This window comes from Mesorhizobium sp. 113-1-2 (assembly GCF_016756475.1).
Lineage (GTDB): Bacteria > Pseudomonadota > Alphaproteobacteria > Rhizobiales > Rhizobiaceae > Mesorhizobium > Mesorhizobium loti_C.
Map to the genome: position 1 here is coordinate 6,280,257 of NZ_AP023242.1, position 14,786 is coordinate 6,295,042.

Annotated in this window: 16 protein-coding genes; 5 read left to right on the forward strand and 11 right to left on the reverse strand. The window is 64.2% G+C overall.

What is annotated here, in order from left to right:
- The first annotated feature begins 10 nt into the window (after positions 1–10).
- From JN279_RS30575 to JN279_RS30585, 3 genes are read left to right on the forward strand one after another with little or no spacing between them, the layout of a single operon-like run.
- Positions 11–340, forward strand: a complete 330-nt coding sequence (locus JN279_RS30575) for an L-rhamnose mutarotase (protein WP_056564736.1) — start codon at positions 11–13, stop codon at positions 338–340.
- Positions 333–1,409 carry a Gfo/Idh/MocA family protein gene (locus JN279_RS30580; protein WP_096455423.1) on the forward strand — a complete coding sequence of 359 codons (1,077 nt, stop codon included), beginning with the start codon at positions 333–335 and terminating at the stop codon, positions 1,407–1,409. Before JN279_RS30575 ends, JN279_RS30580 begins: the two co-directional genes overlap by 8 nt.
- Entirely contained in the window at positions 1,406–1,861 is a 456-nt protein-coding gene (locus JN279_RS30585; RefSeq protein WP_202353827.1) for a MaoC/PaaZ C-terminal domain-containing protein, read from the forward strand. The genes JN279_RS30580 and JN279_RS30585 overlap by 4 nt, the downstream gene beginning before the upstream one ends.
- A gap of 15 nt (positions 1,862–1,876) precedes the next feature.
- Here the strand turns inward: JN279_RS30585 and JN279_RS30590 are convergent, their stop codons facing one another.
- The 11 genes from JN279_RS30590 to ehuR form a co-directional block, all read right to left on the reverse strand.
- Positions 1,877–2,557: a GntR family transcriptional regulator gene (locus JN279_RS30590; RefSeq protein ID WP_244734193.1), complete on the reverse strand. Its 681-nt coding sequence runs from the start codon at positions 2,555–2,557 to the stop codon at positions 1,877–1,879.
- Between the two features lie 103 nt (positions 2,558–2,660).
- Positions 2,661–3,662 carry a N(2)-acetyl-L-2,4-diaminobutanoate deacetylase DoeB gene (gene doeB, locus JN279_RS30595; protein ID WP_096455419.1) on the reverse strand — a complete coding sequence of 334 codons (1,002 nt, stop codon included), beginning with the start codon at positions 3,660–3,662 and terminating at the stop codon, positions 2,661–2,663.
- A gap of 5 nt (positions 3,663–3,667) precedes the next feature.
- The gene (doeA, locus tag JN279_RS30600) at positions 3,668–4,846 is read right to left on the reverse strand and encodes an ectoine hydrolase DoeA (RefSeq protein ID WP_096458871.1); all 1,179 of its coding nucleotides are present in this window, start codon (positions 4,844–4,846) and stop codon (positions 3,668–3,670) included.
- A gap of 38 nt (positions 4,847–4,884) precedes the next feature.
- Entirely contained in the window at positions 4,885–5,877 is a 993-nt protein-coding gene (locus tag JN279_RS30605) for a cyclodeaminase (RefSeq protein WP_096455417.1), read from the reverse strand.
- Complete coding sequence (eutB, locus tag JN279_RS30610; RefSeq protein ID WP_202351030.1) at positions 5,874–6,860, reverse strand: hydroxyectoine utilization dehydratase EutB; 987 nt, start codon at positions 6,858–6,860, stop codon at positions 5,874–5,876. The genes JN279_RS30605 and eutB overlap by 4 nt, the downstream gene beginning before the upstream one ends.
- 5 nt (positions 6,861–6,865) lie before the next feature.
- On the reverse strand, positions 6,866–7,645 hold the full coding sequence (gene eutA / locus JN279_RS30615; RefSeq protein WP_202351031.1) for an ectoine utilization protein EutA: 780 nt from the start codon (positions 7,643–7,645) through the stop codon (positions 6,866–6,868).
- A gap of 3 nt (positions 7,646–7,648) precedes the next feature.
- Positions 7,649–8,308: an ectoine/hydroxyectoine ABC transporter permease subunit EhuD gene (gene ehuD, locus JN279_RS30620; RefSeq protein ID WP_202351032.1), complete on the reverse strand. Its 660-nt coding sequence runs from the start codon at positions 8,306–8,308 to the stop codon at positions 7,649–7,651.
- A 34-nt stretch (positions 8,309–8,342) separates the two neighbouring features.
- Positions 8,343–9,002, reverse strand: a complete 660-nt coding sequence (gene ehuC / locus JN279_RS30625) for an ectoine/hydroxyectoine ABC transporter permease subunit EhuC (RefSeq protein WP_096455411.1) — start codon at positions 9,000–9,002, stop codon at positions 8,343–8,345.
- 63 nt (positions 9,003–9,065) lie between these two features.
- A complete protein-coding gene (gene ehuB, locus JN279_RS30630) occupies positions 9,066–9,917 on the reverse strand; it encodes an ectoine/hydroxyectoine ABC transporter substrate-binding protein EhuB (RefSeq protein WP_096455409.1) in 852 nt (283 codons plus the stop codon).
- A 65-nt stretch (positions 9,918–9,982) separates the two neighbouring features.
- Entirely contained in the window at positions 9,983–10,768 is a 786-nt protein-coding gene (ehuA, locus tag JN279_RS30635; protein WP_096455407.1) for an ectoine/hydroxyectoine ABC transporter ATP-binding protein EhuA, read from the reverse strand.
- A 125-nt stretch (positions 10,769–10,893) separates the two neighbouring features.
- A complete protein-coding gene (gene ehuR / locus JN279_RS30640) occupies positions 10,894–12,279 on the reverse strand; it encodes a MocR-like ectoine utilization transcription factor EhuR (protein WP_202351033.1) in 1,386 nt (461 codons plus the stop codon).
- An 83-nt stretch (positions 12,280–12,362) separates the two neighbouring features.
- On the opposite strand from ehuR, the gene JN279_RS30645 reads away from it, so the two are divergent.
- Together JN279_RS30645 and JN279_RS30650 are read left to right on the forward strand one after the other, a co-directional pair.
- On the forward strand, positions 12,363–12,854 hold the full coding sequence (locus JN279_RS30645) for an Lrp/AsnC family transcriptional regulator (protein WP_202351034.1): 492 nt from the start codon (positions 12,363–12,365) through the stop codon (positions 12,852–12,854).
- Positions 12,855–13,276: 422 nt separating this feature from the next.
- Positions 13,277–14,770 (forward strand): NAD-dependent succinate-semialdehyde dehydrogenase, encoded by a 1,494-nt coding sequence (locus tag JN279_RS30650; RefSeq protein ID WP_202351035.1) that lies wholly within the window; start codon positions 13,277–13,279, stop codon positions 14,768–14,770.
- The last annotated feature ends 16 nt before the right edge of the window (positions 14,771–14,786 follow it).

Here is a 14,786-nt window from a genome sequence, read left to right on the forward strand (position 1 = left end):
GGGAACGGACATGCAGCGGATGGGAATGGTGCTGGGGCTGAAGCCGGAAAAGGTCGAGGAGTATGTCCGCCTGCATGCCGCCGTCTGGCCCGACGTGCTGACCATGATCTCGGCCTGCAACATCAAGAATTATTCGATCTACCTGAAGCGGCCGGAGAATCTCTTGTTTTCCTATTTCGAGTATCACGGCACCGACTACGCGGCCGACATGGCCAAGATGGCAGCCGACCCGAAGACGCAGGAATGGTGGGCGGTCTGCATGCCGTGCCAGGAGCCGCTGGCGACCCGCAAGGAGGGCGAATGGTGGGCTTCGATGGACGAGGTCTTCCATCATGACTGAGGTCGGTTTCGACCCTGCCTCGCTCATCCAGTCTTGGCCCAAACCCTCGAAGCCCCGGCCGATCGTCACTTTCGGTGCAGGTTCGATCGTCGGAGATGCGCATTTCCCGGCCTACAGAAAGGCAGGTTTTCCGGTCGCCGGACTTTATGATCCGGACCAGACAAAGGCGCGGACCCTGGCCGAGAAATGGGGTGTCACCGCATTCCGCTCGGTGGACGAAGCGGCCGCCGTCGAGGATGCGATCTTCGATCTGGCGACGCCGCCGGGACGGCACGCCGAGATCCTGAAGGCCCTGCCTGACGGTGCGGTCGCATTGATCCAGAAGCCGATGGGCAACTATCTCGGCGAGGCAACCGAAATCCTTGAAATCTGCCGCGCCAAGGATCTCAAGGCGGCCGTGAACTTTCAGCTGCGCTTCGCGCCGATGATGCTGGCGCTCAAGGATGCGATCGCCAAGGGCTGGCTCGGCGAGGTCGTCGATTTCGACGCCTGGCTGGCACTGGCGACGCCGTGGCAATTGTGGGAGTTCCTGCTCAAAGCGCCGCGCGTCGAGATCGCCATGCACTCGATCCACTATCTCGACCTGATCCGGCAGTTGCTGGGCGATCCGAGTGGCGTCCACGCCAAGACGCTCGGCCATCCCAACCACAAGGTGGCGCAGACGCGCACCAGCGCCATTCTCGACTATGGCGAGACGGTGCGTTGCGCCCTGTCGATCAATCACGACCACAAATTCGGCCGCCGGCACCAGGCCTGTGAGTTCCGCATCTGCGGCACCGAGGGTGCCGCCTACCTCAAGCTCGGCCTCAACCTCGACTATCCCCGGGGCGAACCGGATATTCTGGAGATCTATCCGAAAGGCGGAACGGACTGGGTTGCCGTGCCCTTGGCCGGTGAATGGTTCCCTGACGCCTTCGTCGGCCGCATGGCCAATGTCCAGCGCTTTGCCACGGGCGAGGACGACGAACTGGTCAGCTCGGTCGAGGACGCTTGGAACACCATGGCGCTGGTGGAAGCCGCCTATAAATCGAGTGCGGCGCCGGCGACGCCGATCGCGGAAAGACCCTGATGGAACAGATCACCTATTTCGAAGATTACGAGATCGGCTCGTCGCGGCTGACCAGCGGCCGCACCATCACCGAGACCGACTTCATCGTCCATGCCGGTCACACCGGTGATTTCTTCCCGCACCACATGGACGCGGAATACATGAAGACGACGCCATTCGGCCAGCGCATCGCGCATGGCACACTGGTGTTCTCGGTCGGCATCGGGCTGACGGCAAGCATCGTCAACCCGGTCGCCTTTTCCTATGGTTATGACCGACTGCGCTTCATCAAGCCGGTGTTCATCGGCGACACGATCCGCACGCGCACCACCATCACGGCTAAGGAGGACGATCCGAAGCGGCCGGGTTCGGGACGGGTGATCGAACGCTGCGAGGTGATCAACCAGCGCGGCGAGGTCGTGCTGGCGGCCGACCACATCTACATCGTTGAACGCAAACCGACGCAGGGCTGAAACTCCAACAACGGCCTAAGATGTTCTCGACAAGCCATCTCCCTTTGTAGCGTTGACAAGCGTCTCGCTTCCCTCGCGAAGATGCTGCCTCAGAATGCTCACGGCTTTCTTGCCATCGCCCTGGCGGCAGGCGGCCAGCAGGTCGCGATGCTCGTTCTGCGAGCGGGTGCGGTAGTCGAGATTCGACAAGAGAATGCGGACGTAGCGATCGGCGGCGTTGTGATGCGCCTCGATCAGGCCGAGCAGACGCTGGTTGCCGCAGGCATGGTAGAGGGACAGATGAAAGGTTCGGTTCAGCGCGCCCCAGCGGCCGACATTGCGCTCCGCGTCGATCTGGTCGAGCGCCTGTTCGGCCTCATCGAGCTTGCCGTCCAACAAGGCCGGAATGGAGAGGCGCAGCGCTTCGCATTCGAGCAGTTCCCGCACCGCGTAGATTTCGCTGATCTCGGCGCCGTCCATCCGGGCGACATGCGCGCCCTTGGTCGGATGAATGGAGACAATGCCCTCCGCCTCCAGCTGGCGAAGCGCGTCACGGATCGGCATGCGGCTGAAGCCGAACTGCTCGGCCAGTTCGTCCTGGCGTAGCGCGGTGCCGGCCTTCAGCGTGCCGCTGGCAATGGCCTCGCGCAGGACGTTGGCGACCTGCTCCGCCACCGTCTGCGGCCTCTCGATCAAGCTTTCCGCAAATCCGCGCAATCGATGCTCCCCTGTCATACGGTAGCCAGCGTAATGGAAAACCACCGGACTGGATATGAGTATCCTGGTGTACGAGACTAGCCTCGGCCCGAAACCGCTTCCTTCAATCGACTTCGACGGCAACCACCGCAGCGCAATCTCCGGCCTTGACCAGACCGGGGAAATGGCGCGCCGCCAGCATGCCCGACATTTTTGCGCGGATTTCCTGCGGGGCGATGCCGGTGCGGCCGGTGGAATGGATGCGGGCCAGCACCGCGCCTTCTTTGACAAGCTCACCGAGATCGACCATGGTTTCGATCATCCCGTCATCCTCGGCGAAGGAGAAGCAATCGCCTGACGGCATGTCGAGCCACCGGGTTCTGCCCTTCTCGACCGCGCCAGCAACGATGCCGGCGTGGCGCAGCACATTGAGAATGCCGCGCCGCGCGATCCCAACGGTTTGCGCACGCGAGGTACCACCGCCGCCAAGCTCGGTGCTGACAAAAACCTTGCCCATATTCTCCGCCGCCGTGTCGTACATGCCGACGGAATCGATCTCGATCATGCGCATCGAGAAGGGCGCCGAGAATGCCGCGACCGCATCGAAGGCTTTCTGCTCCAGCGCCTTGTCGGGCAACGTGTGGGCGGCGCAGAACGGCACGAAGTCCAGCGTCTTGCCGCCGGAGTGGAAGTCGAAGACGAGGTCGGCGCGCGGCAGCAATTCGCGCTGGAAATAGTCGGCGATCTTTTCCGTCACCGTGCCGTCCGGCCGTCCGGGAAAGCTGCGGTTCATGTTGCCCTTGTCGATCGGCGAGGTCCGCGTGCCGGAGCGGAAGGCCGGATAGTTCATCGCCGGGACGATGATCACGCTGCCGCCGACGTCCTTCGGATCGAGCGTGCGGGCGAGATCGTAGAGCGCCAGCGGCCCCTCATACTCATCGCCATGGTTGCCGCCGGACAGCAGCGCCGTCGGCCCCTCGCCGTTGCGGATGACGCAGATTGGGATCATCACTGAACCCCACGCCGAATCGTCGCGGCTGTAGGGCAGGCGCAGGAAACCGTGCTGGACGCCGTCACGATCGAAATCGACGGTCGGCGCGATCGGCGACGGGCGGAGGCTGGACATCGGGCTCAATTCTTCACCACCAGTTTGCGCGGCACATTGGCCAGACACTCTACACCGGTTTCGGTGATCAGGATCGACTCGGTAATTTCCAGCCCCATCGTTTCCAGCCACAAGCCTGTCATGAAATGGAAGGTCATTCCGGGTTTGAGTTCGGTGCGGTCGCCGGGGCGCAGGCTCATCGTGCGCTCGCCCCAGTCCGGCGGATAGGAAAGACCGATCGAGTAGCCGGTGCGGTTGTCCTTGACGATGCCGTGTTTCTTCAGGACGGCGAAGAAGGCATTGGCGATGTCTTCGCAGGCGTTGCCGGGTTTCGCCGCTGCCAGCCCCGCCTCCATGCCTTCCAGCGTCGCCTTCTCGGCATCGAGGAATTCCTGCGTCGGCTTGCCGAGGAACACCGTGCGCGACAGCGGGCAGTGGTAGCGGTTGTAGCAGCCGGCGATCTCGAAGAAGGTGCCCTCGCCCGACTTCATCGGCTGGTCGTCCCAGGTCAGATGCGGCGCCGAAGCATCGACGCCCGACGGCAGCAGCGGCACGATCGCCGGATAGTCGCCGCCAATACCATCGACGCCGCGCGTGCCGGCATCATAGATCTCGGCGACGAGATCGCATTTGCGCATGCCGATCTCTATTCTGTCGACGATGCGCTGGTGCATGGCCTCGACGATGCGGGCGGCCTTGCGCATATAATCGATCTCGGTCGCACTCTTCACCGCGCGCTGCCAGTTGACCAGCGCGGTGGCGTCGACAAAGCGAGCATTGGGCAGATGTTTTTGCAGCGAGGCGAAGGCGGCGGCCGAGAACCAGTAATTGTCCATCTCGACGCCGATGGTGAGCTTGCCCCAGCCGCGATCGGCAAGCACGCTGGACAAGAAGTCCATCGGGTGGCGTTCGGTCGACTGCACATAGTGGTCGGCGTAGCCGACGATGTTGTCATGCGCGAGATAGGCGGTGCGCCTGGCGCCGTTGGCATCCTGGCCGCGGCCGTACCAGACAGGCTCGCCCGACGGCGGCACGATGACCGCCTGGTGCACGTAGAAGGACCAGCCATCATAGCCGGTCAGCCAGGCCATGTTGGAGGGATCGCTGACGATCAAAAGATCGACGCCCTTCGCCTCCATCGCTTGCCGTGTTTTGGCGAGGCGATCCGCAAATTCGCCGCGCGAGAATTTCAGGTTCGGTTGCATTGTTCTTGGTCCTCGTTTGTTGGGCCTGGCGGCCAGCATCAGCTCTCAAAGATGGTTCCGGCATTGGCGGCTCCCGCGCGATCGCGGGCGAGCGTCGCAATCGCCGTGTCCTGCACGCCGGTGCCGGTCAGGTCGGCGATGGTGATGTCGCTGGCTGAGCGCCGGCCGTGTTTCGCACCGGCGACGATCTGGCCAAGCTCGGTCACCTCGGCATCGGCCGACATCACGCCTGCTGCGATGGCATGGTGCAGTTCACCCAGCCGCCGCGTCTGGCGCGCGCTGTCGGCGACATAGACGTCGGCCATGCGCAGGATCGCCGGCGCGATCTCGTTCTTGTGCTCGGCATCCGAGCCCATCGCGGTGATGTGCTGGCCAGCGGAGACGAATCCCGCCTTGATCAGCGGCTCGGTCGACGGCGTGGTGGTGACGATGACGTCGGCGCCGGCAGCCGCCTCTGCCGCATCGGCTTCGGCGCGCACTTCGATACCAAGCTTCTCGCGCAAGGCGCCTGCCGTCAGCTCTGCCTTGGCGACATCGCGCGCCCAGATGCGCGCCTCAGTAATTGGCCGCACCAGCATAAGGGCTTCGAGCTGCAGCCCGGCCTGCACGCCAGCGCCGAAGATCGCAGCGACTGACGAGTCCTCACGCGACAGATGCTTGGCCGCGACCGCGCCTGCCGCGGCGGTGCGGACATCGGTCAGGTAGCCATTGTCGAGCAGCAGCGCCTCGACCACACCGGTCTTTGCCGAAAGCAGCACCATCATGCCGCCACCACTCGGCAGGCCAAGTTTTGGATTGTCGAAGAAGCCGGAGCTGATCTTGACGGCGAAGCCGTCGATACCGGGTACGTAAGCGGACTTCACATCGACCTCGCCGCGATGCTCGGGGATGTCGAGGCGCAGGATCGGCGGCATCGCCACCGGCAGCGTTGCCAGCGCACGGAACGCGTTCTCGACGCAAGCGACGGCATCGAGATCGAGCTTCACGATCTCACGCAGTTCAGCTTCGGTCAGGATGGTCATACGGCTCATGCGGCGCGCTCCCCGATTGCCTCGCCGCAGACGATCCTGCGGTGCGCATTCATGTCGATGTTGCGGCCGGAGAGAAGTACGACCACCGGCCCGTTCGCCTTGACCTTGCCGGCGAGCAGCGCGGCGATGCCGACCGCGCCGGCGCCCTCGACGATCTCGCGCTCCTGCGCATAGGCATGGCGGATGCCGGCGGTGATCTCGTCCTCGCTGAGCAGGATGACGTCGTCGAGCAGGTCGCGGCACATGGTGAAAGTCAGCCTGTTGTCGAGGCCGATGCCGCCGCCGAGCGAATCCGCCAGCGTCGGCAACTCCTCCACCAGAACTGGCCGGCCGGCATCGAGGCTCGCTTTCATCGCAGCACCGCGCTCCATCGAAACACCGATGATCTTTGTGCCGGGGCTGACGCCTTTGATGGCCGCAGCTATGCCGGAGGCCAGGCCGCCGCCGGAGAGCTGCACCAGCACGAGACCGGCATCCGGAACCTGCTCGATCATCTCCAGCCCAAGCGTGCCTTGCCCGGCGATGATTGCGGGATGATCGAAGGGCGGCAGCATCACCAGCCCTTGCTGCGCCACCAGCCGCTCGACCTCCTCCTGGGCGTCGTCCTGGCTGTTGCCGGCGATGTGGACCTCCGCGCCAAGCCGGCGGATTTCGTCGAGCTTGTTCTGCGGCACCAGTCGCGACATGCAGATCACCGCGCGCATGCCTTCGAGCTTCGCCGCATGCGCCAGCGCCCGGCCATGATTGCCGGTCGAGGCCGCGACGACGCCGCGCACTTTCTCCTCCGCGCTCAGCGAAGCGACGGCATTCGTGGCGCCGCGCAGCTTGAAGCTGCCGGTGGTCTGGCGGTGCTCGAGTTTGAGATGGACGGGGATGCCCAATTGTTCTGACAAATTCTGGGAAAACACAGTTGGCGTGCGCTCGACCTTGCCGGCAATGCGCTCACGCGCGGCTCGGATATCGCTAAGAGTGACGGTCGCCATGATCGTCAATCGCGAGGCAAAGGCAGCGTCATCAGACGGCCGAATTCGGGGCGTGGCGTCTCATCGCCACACAGCCGGAAACAATTCCAGGCGCTGGCCTGGTTGCTGGTCACCACGGGGCGGCCGATTGCCTCCTCCATGCCGGCAACCGCGAGAGCCCCACGCAACGCCGTGCAGGACACGAACAGCGCTTCGGCGCTCGCGTCGGTCGTCTGGCGCGCGAGATCGACAAGGGCTGCCGGCGGGATGCGCGCCATCTCGCGGTCGTCCTCGAAGCCGAGACAGGTGAAGCTGGCGATGTCGAATCCACGCGCCGCGAAATAGGCCGCCATCGGCCTGGAGGTTTCGACCGTGTAGGGGGTGAGGATGCTGATCCGGCGCACGCCGAAGGCGTTCAACCCGCGCACGCCGGCCATTGGCGGGGTGACGACGGGCACGCCGGGCTTGGCCGCCTGGATCGCCGCCTCGATCTCGGCATCGCCGATCACGACCGAGGCCGAGGTGCAGGAGTAGCAGATCGCATCGAGCTTCTCGTCGGGCAGGATCAGGGCCGCGCCCGCCGTCAGCGCCGGCTGCATCTTGCGCAGATTTTCCGGCGTCGTCGGATTGGCGTAGGGGATGCGCGCGACATAGACGCCGATGCGCTCGCTGGCCACCATGTGGCGAAAGTCCGGCTCGCTGGTGTGGTCGGTGGCCAGGATGATCAGACCGATGCGCTTGTCGAGCGGACGGTCATCAAGCGCCGGCCGTTTCGGATGGACCTTGATTTCGGGCAAGGGGTTCATCGGCTACCTCTCGATCTTGCCATAGCGGCGTTCCAGCCAGCGCAGCAGCACGACCGAACAAAGGCTGATGGCGAGGAAGAAGGCGCCGACCAGCGTGATCGGCTCGATGTAACGATAGTAGGTGTTGGCGACGCTTTTCGCCTGGTTCATCAGTTCCAGCACGGTGATCGCCGAGAGCAGCGGCGTTTCCTTGAACATGGCGATGAAATAGTTGGCCAGTGCCGGGATCATCGGCGGAATCGCCTGCGGGATGATGATGTGCGTCCAGGTCTGCCTGGCGTTGAGGTTGCAGGCCTTGGCGGCCTCCCATTGGCCGCGCGGCACATTGTCGATGCCGGCGCGGTAGACCTCCGCCGTGTAGGTGCCGTAGTGCAGCCCGAGCCCGATGACACCGGCGACAAGCGGCGGCAGCAGGATGCCGATGTCGGGCAGCACGTAGAAGATGAAATAGAGCTGCACCAGAAGCGGCGTGCCGCGGATGAATTCGGCCGCCCAGCCGACGGTGCGCGACAGCGCCTTGTTAGGCGAGCGGCGCGCCAGCGCAATGCCGAGCCCGACGATCGCCGCCAGCACCGAGCCGAGCAGCGTCGCCAGTATGGTGATCTTCACCCCCTGGATCAGCGTCGGCATGATCTGCCATACGAAATCCCAGTCCCATTCCATCAGCAGGCCCAATTTATCAGAAAGGCATTGGCCATCAGATGCGCACCCCATCAAGGCCGCGCGCCATGCGGCGTTCCAGCGAGCGCACGCCCCATGAAATGAGCAGCGCCAGGATGAAGTAGATGACCAGGATGGTGGCGAAGGGCACCATGGTGTTGCCGGTCTGGGCGCGCACCACCTGCGCCTGGAAGGTGAGGTCGGCGAGCGAGATCAGCGAGACGACCGATGTGGCCTTCAGCAGTTCGATGGCGTTGTTGCCGAAGGTCGGCAGCATCACCAGAAAGGCCTGCGGCAGGATGACGTGACGCATGCCCTGCCAGCGGCCGAGATTGAGCGCGATGCAGGCCTCATGCTGTTCGCGGCCGATCGACTGCACGGCGCCGCGCACCACTTCGGCGGCGTAGGCGCCGACATTCAAACCCAGCGCCAGCACGCCGGCCTGCAGCGGAGTCAGTTCGAGGCCAATCAGCGGCAGCACGAAATAGGCGAAGAACAGCTGCACGAAGATCGAGGTGCCGCGGAAGAACTCGATATAGGCGGTGGCGAGCGCCCGCAGCGCGAAAAAGCGCGACAGCCGTCCCATGCCGGCCAGAAAGGCCATGATCAGGGCAAGCACCGACCCCATCAGCGTCAGCTCGATGGTGACAAGCGCTCCCTGCAATATCAGGCCGAGATAGCCGGACCACTGGGTCATTGAGATTCCAACGTTTGATCTTGGTCACTTCTCCCCGTTTTACGGGGAGAAGGAAGAAGGGCGCTACTTCGCCGAGCAGAGCTTGTCGCGCGTCGTCGACATCGCGGCAGCCGCCGAGAAGCCGTAGGGCTCGATGATCTTGGCGAACTCGCCGGATTTCTTCATCTTGGCGAGCTCGACGTCGAAGGCATCGCGCAGCGCCTCGTCGCCCTTCTTGAAGGCGGCGCCGTCGCAATAGACCGGGGCGCCCTGCACCGGCGCGATGACTTCGAGATTCGGATCATTGGCCTTTTTCATCAGATCATTGATCGACAGCACCGGAAGCGAATAGGCGTCGATGCGGCCGTCCTGCACCATCTTCAGGCCGCTCTGGCCGTCCGGCACGACGATGACGCGTTCGCGCGGCACGCCGGCGTTGAGCGCCAGCTTCTCCTCGGTGCCGCCGCCGGGCGCACCGATCGTGGCCGACGTGTCCTTGGCGACGTCCTCGTAGCTCTTGAAGCCCTTCGGATTACCCTTCTTCACCAGCATCGCCTCGGCGTCGCACAGCACCGGTTCGGAATAGGCGACCGCGGCGCAACGCTCCGGCTTCATGAACAGGCCGGCGGTGACGACATCGAAACGGCCAGCCTTCAGGCCGGGGATCATCGCGCCATATTCGGAGATCGAGGCGACGATGTCGCCAACGCCGAGGCGTTTGAAGATCTCACGCGCCACGTCGGGTGCCGCGCCCGAAACCTTGCCGTCGGCGGCGACCGCCGTGTAGGGCGGCTCATTGGCGATTGCGACACGGGCGAAGCCCTGTGACTTCAACTGCTCCAGCTTGCTGTCGTCGGCCGAGCCCGGGATCGAGGCGGCCAGAACCGCCGCAAGTGCCAGGCCGGCGACGCCGGCCAGAATGCCAAGTTTCTTCATTGTTCCCAACTCCTTGTTTTCGTTTCTTGGTTTGATTGGGGCGATCTTCCGCCCCCGCAAAGCGGTCAGACGCGATGTCCGGCCGCGATGATCTTCTTCAGGAAGCCTTGCGTGCGCTCCTGTTTGGGATGGCGGAAAATCTCGTCAGGCTTGCCTTCCTCGACGATCTTGCCACGATCGAAGAACAGCACCCGGTCGGCGAAGTCGTGGGCAAAACCCATCTCGTGGGTGACCAGGAGCATGGTCATGTCGGTCTCGGCGCAGAGCCGCCACAGGACATTGAGCACTTCCTCGACCAGTTCCGGATCGAGCGCCGACGTCACCTCATCGAAGAGCATGATCTTCGGCTGCAGAGCGAGCGCGCGGGCGATCGCCACGCGCTGCTTCTGGCCGCCGGACAGTTGCGCCGGCATCGCCTTGGCCTTGTCGGCCATGCCGACCATGTCGAGCAGTTCCATCGCCCGCTTTTCGGCGGCGGCGCGCGGCGTGCCCTTGGTCAGCATCGGCGCCAGCGTCACATTGTCGATGACGCTCTTGTGCGGAAACAGGTTGAACAGTTGGAAGACCATGCCGATCTTCTGGCGCATCCGCGCCAGATGCCGCTCGTCGGCCGGCAGCAGCTGGCCATTGCGCTCCATGTGGTAGAGCTGCTCGCCCTCGATCTGGATATGACCGCCATCGATGCGCTCCAGCGTCATCAGGATGCGCAGGATCGTCGTCTTGCCCGAGCCGGACGGGCCGATCAGCGCCAGCTTCTCGCGCGGCATGACCTGCATCGACAGGCCGTCGAGCACCTTGAAGCTGCCAAAGCTCTTCGAGATGCCGTCGATCTTGATGATGGGTGTGGACAAATGAATTTCCCCTGCTGGAGAAGCCTGTGCCCCTTAACGATGCGGAACGCGCCAAATCATGTCAATTGGGAAAATAATATCATGACAATATTTCCCATTCCGCACAATTTGGGAGCAATATCGGCCTAAATGGCAAGCAACAAATGCTCGGGATCGCCAAGCAGCAGCTTGGTGACAACGCCGAGGCCGGCGCGCAGTTCCCCCTCGGTGGTCGAGCCCAGCGAGATGCGAACCGCCGGGTGCCATGGCGCATCCGAAATGCGGAAGGAGGTGCCCGGCGCAATCGCCACGCCCTGCAGCCGCGCCTGGGCGACAAACCCCTCCTCTGCGCGGTTGTCGGGCAGTTGCAGCCAGACGTGCAGCCCGTCGCGCCGGGCGCGATAGTCGATCCCGGCAAGCACCTCCGCGGCGATGTCCTGCCGCCGCCGCAGTGCGGTGCGCTGCCAGCGCACCAGCTCCATCGCCGTGCCGTCGGTCACCCATTTGGTGGCGATCTCGGCCACCAGCGGCGTTGCCATCCAGTTGGAAACCAGGTGCCGGTTGGCGACGGCGGCGACATAGCGGTCGGGCGCGGCGAGGTAGCCGATGCGCAGGCCGGGCACGGTGATCTTGGTGAAGGAGGTAACGTAGAGCGTGCGCTCCGGCGCGAAGGCGGCGACCGGTGGCGGCCGGTCCTCGACCAGCGGACCCAGCACATCGTTCTCGATGATGGCAATGTCGTGCTTGCGCGCAACGGCAGCGATTTCTTCGCGCCTTGCAGCATCCATCAGCGTTGCCGTCGGATTGATCACAGACGGCTGCACGAACACCGCGCGGATGTCGGACAGCCGGCAGGCCTCGTCCAGCGCTTCCGGGATCAGGCCGTTGTCATCGATCGGCAGGCCTTGGAGGTTGAAGCCGAGATAGCGCGCCAGCGGCACCAGCGTGTGGTGGCCGATCGCCTCGGTGGCGACGGTCGATCCCGGTGGCGCCACGCTCATCAGCGCCACCGTCATGCCGGCGGTGGCGCCATTGGTGAGGCTGATGTTCTGTGCGGAGACATCGAGCCCGCATAGTTTCAGCCATTCGACCGCCACGGCGCGGTGGCGCGGAAACACCATGTTGGGCCGGAAGGACAGCGCCGAACTCGACGGCAGGTTTTCGGCGAGCCAGCCCAGCGCCTGCTTCAGCCGCTCCAGATGCATCGGCTCGCAGACCGGCTTCAGGATGGACAGGTCGATGACCTCGCCAAGACGCTCTGGCAGATAGGGCGGCTCCGGCTCGCGCCGTTGCGTCTGGACAAAGCTGCCGCGCCCGATCTCGCCCGAGATCAGGCCGCGCCGGATCAATTCCTCATAGGCGCGGCTGACCGTCTGCACCGACAGTTTGAGATCGTCGGCCAGCCGGCGATGCGTCGGCAGCCGTGCGCCATTGGCAAGCCGCCCGTCATGGATGGCGCGGGCGAACTGATCGGCCAGCGATTGATAGGCCGGCCGCCTTATGAGCGCGGGGTCGGGTTGCCACAATGTCATGACTTATTAGAGATCGAAATCAGTGCAATTGACAATCGAAATAATGCGCCATCATGGTACTGTTGACGAAAAAGTGGACCCTGATGACTGCCGCGAAACTCGACGCCATCGACCTCAAAATCCTCGAAGCCATCCAGCGCGACGGGCGCATCACCAAGCTGGCGCTGGCCGAGCAGGTCGGCCTGTCGCCGACCCCATGCTGGATGCGGCTGCGCAAGCTGGAGAAAGCCGGCATCGTCTCGGGCTATCACGCAAGGATCGCCATGCGCGTGGTGGCGCCGGTCGCCACCGTGCTGATGGAGGTGACGCTGGCCAGCCACCGCCAGGCCGATTTCGACCGTTTCGAGCGCGTCATCCGCGACATTCCCGAGATCGTCGCCTGCTGGTCGGTTGGCGGCGGGGTCGACTATGTGCTGAAGGTGATGGCGCGCGACATCGATGCCTATCAGCGGCTGGTCGACAGCCTGCTGGAGCGCGAGATCGGCATCGACCGCTACTTCACCTACATCGTCATCAAGACGGTGAAGGACGATATTGCGCTGCCCATAGCCGACCTGTTGCCGGTGTCGCAGTGAGCTCGATCTCCCTTATCACCGCGCATCCAGGAGATGGCTGAAACGTCCATCACTTCGTCATCCTGGGGCGGAGCAAGGAGCGAAGCGACGCAGCGCAGACCCCAGGATCCATGCCGCGACCTCGAAAGCGCCACAACGGTGCAGAATTCTGCTCCGCTGCACTCTACGTCAGCGTCCCGGCATGGATCCTCGGGTCTCCGCGACGGAGCTACGCTCCTGCTCCGCCCGTGGATGACGACGTTGGGGAAGCTTCGGCCAATTATCACGGTTTGGGAGCAGCAGTCCGCTGGTTAGCCAGAGAGATCGTCTGCGCCCGCAGGCTAATAGAGACAACCTCTCTCCATAGAGCTGTCCAAACAGCCTCTCTGTCTGCCCACGATGGATACTCTCCCGGCATCAGACCGAACCGGGAGGCTTCGACCATGTCCGCGCATTTTGCCCGCTCGCATCGCCATGAAGCGCTCGACCGCCTTGCCGACCGCCGGCTGCTGCGCGAACTCGCCTATGTCGACGGCCACTGGACTGCTAGCGAGGCGGCCGAAAGTTTTGAGGTCACCGACCCGGCGACGGGAAGCACGGTCGCCTTCGTTGCCGCGCTGGATGCACGGCAAACGACAAAAGCGATCGATGCCGCTGCGCGCGCCTTTCCGGCCTGGCGATCGCTGCTGCCGCAGGAGCGGTCAAGAATTCTGCGAAAATGGTTCGAGCTGATCATCGCCGCGAAAGACGACCTCGCTTTGCTGATGACGCTGGAACAGGGCAAGCCGCTGCAGGAGTCGCTCGGCGAGATCGACTATGCCGCCTCCTTCGTCGAATGGTATGCCGAGGAAGCCAAGCGCCTCAACGCCGAGAGTGTCACCAGCCATCTGCCGAACGCGGAAATGATGGTGCGGCGCGAGCCGCTCGGCGTCGTCGGTGTCGTCACGCCATGGAATTTCCCCTCGGCCATGCTGACCCGCAAGGCGGCCGCCGCCCTTGCCGCCGGCTGCACCATCGTCGCGCATCCGTCCTCGGAAACGCCGCTGTCGGCGCTGGCACTGGCCGAGCTTGGCGAACGGGCCGGCCTGCCCGCCGGCGTCTTCAACATCGTCACCGGCAAGGCCGCGACGATCGTCGGCCGCATGTGCGAGGACGCACGCGTCCGCGCCATGAGTTTTACCGGCTCGACCGAGATCGGCCGGCTGATCGCCGCCCAGAGCGCGCCGACGATGAAGCGGCTGGTGATGGAGCTTGGCGGCCACGCGCCACTGATCGTCTTTGCCGATGCCGATCTCGACAACGCGGTCAGCATCGCCATCGACGCCAAATTCGCCACATCGGGCCAGGACTGCCTCGCCGCCAACCGCATCTATGTCCAGCGCCCGATCTACGATCGCTTCTGCGCCGCCTTTGCCAGGCGCATCGAGGCATTGCGGACCGGCAACGGCCTGGACGACAAGACCGACATCGGGCCGCTGATGCATGAGCGCGCCGTGGCGAAGGTCGAGGAACAGGTCGCCGACGCCATCGCCCAAGGCGCACTCTGCCTTGCCGGCGGCAAGCGACATCCGGCCGGGCCCCTGTTCTACCAGCCGACGCTGCTGGCCGACGTTTCCGACGCGGCGCTGATCATGCGCGAGGAGACTTTTGGCCCGGTCGCCGCGGTGACGCCGTTCGACAGCGAGGACGAGGTGATCGCCCGCGCCAACGCCACCGAATATGGCCTGGTCGCCTATGTCGTGACCGAGAATGGCGCACGCCAGCAGCGCATGGGCCGCGCGCTCGACTATGGAATGATCGCCATCAACCGGGTGAAGATCACCGGCGCGCCGATCCCCTTCGGCGGCGTCAAGCAGTCCGGCATCGGCCGCGAGGGCTCACGTCATGGGCTGGAGGCTTTCACCGATCTGAAATATCTCTGCCTGGACGTCGCGTAAGTCCGTCCGGCACATC

Bases quoted from the DNA above. Each gene is read 5' to 3' on its own strand.
- JN279_RS30580 (WP_096455423.1), top strand. From the start codon at position 333: ATGACTGAGGTCGGTTTCGACCCTGCCTCGCTCATCCAGTCTTGGCCC.
- JN279_RS30605 (WP_096455417.1), bottom strand. From the start codon at position 5,877: ATGAGCCGTATGACCATCCTGACCGAAGCTGAACTGCGTGAGATCGTG.
- eutB (WP_202351030.1), bottom strand. From the start codon at position 6,860: ATGGCGACCGTCACTCTTAGCGATATCCGAGCCGCGCGTGAGCGCATT.
- JN279_RS30575 (WP_056564736.1), top strand. From the start codon at position 11: ATGCAGCGGATGGGAATGGTGCTGGGGCTGAAGCCGGAAAAGGTCGAG.
- eutA (WP_202351031.1), bottom strand. From the start codon at position 7,645: ATGAACCCCTTGCCCGAAATCAAGGTCCATCCGAAACGGCCGGCGCTT.
- ehuB (WP_096455409.1), bottom strand. From the start codon at position 9,917: ATGAAGAAACTTGGCATTCTGGCCGGCGTCGCCGGCCTGGCACTTGCG.
- ehuD (WP_202351032.1), bottom strand. From the start codon at position 8,308: ATGGAATGGGACTGGGATTTCGTATGGCAGATCATGCCGACGCTGATC.
- ehuR (WP_202351033.1), bottom strand. From the start codon at position 12,279: ATGACATTGTGGCAACCCGACCCCGCGCTCATAAGGCGGCCGGCCTAT.
- doeA (WP_096458871.1), bottom strand. From the start codon at position 4,846: ATGCAACCGAACCTGAAATTCTCGCGCGGCGAATTTGCGGATCGCCTC.
- doeB (WP_096455419.1), bottom strand. From the start codon at position 3,662: ATGTCCAGCCTCCGCCCGTCGCCGATCGCGCCGACCGTCGATTTCGAT.
- JN279_RS30650 (WP_202351035.1), top strand. From the start codon at position 13,277: ATGTCCGCGCATTTTGCCCGCTCGCATCGCCATGAAGCGCTCGACCGC.
- JN279_RS30645 (WP_202351034.1), top strand. From the start codon at position 12,363: ATGACTGCCGCGAAACTCGACGCCATCGACCTCAAAATCCTCGAAGCC.
- ehuC (WP_096455411.1), bottom strand. From the start codon at position 9,002: ATGACCCAGTGGTCCGGCTATCTCGGCCTGATATTGCAGGGAGCGCTT.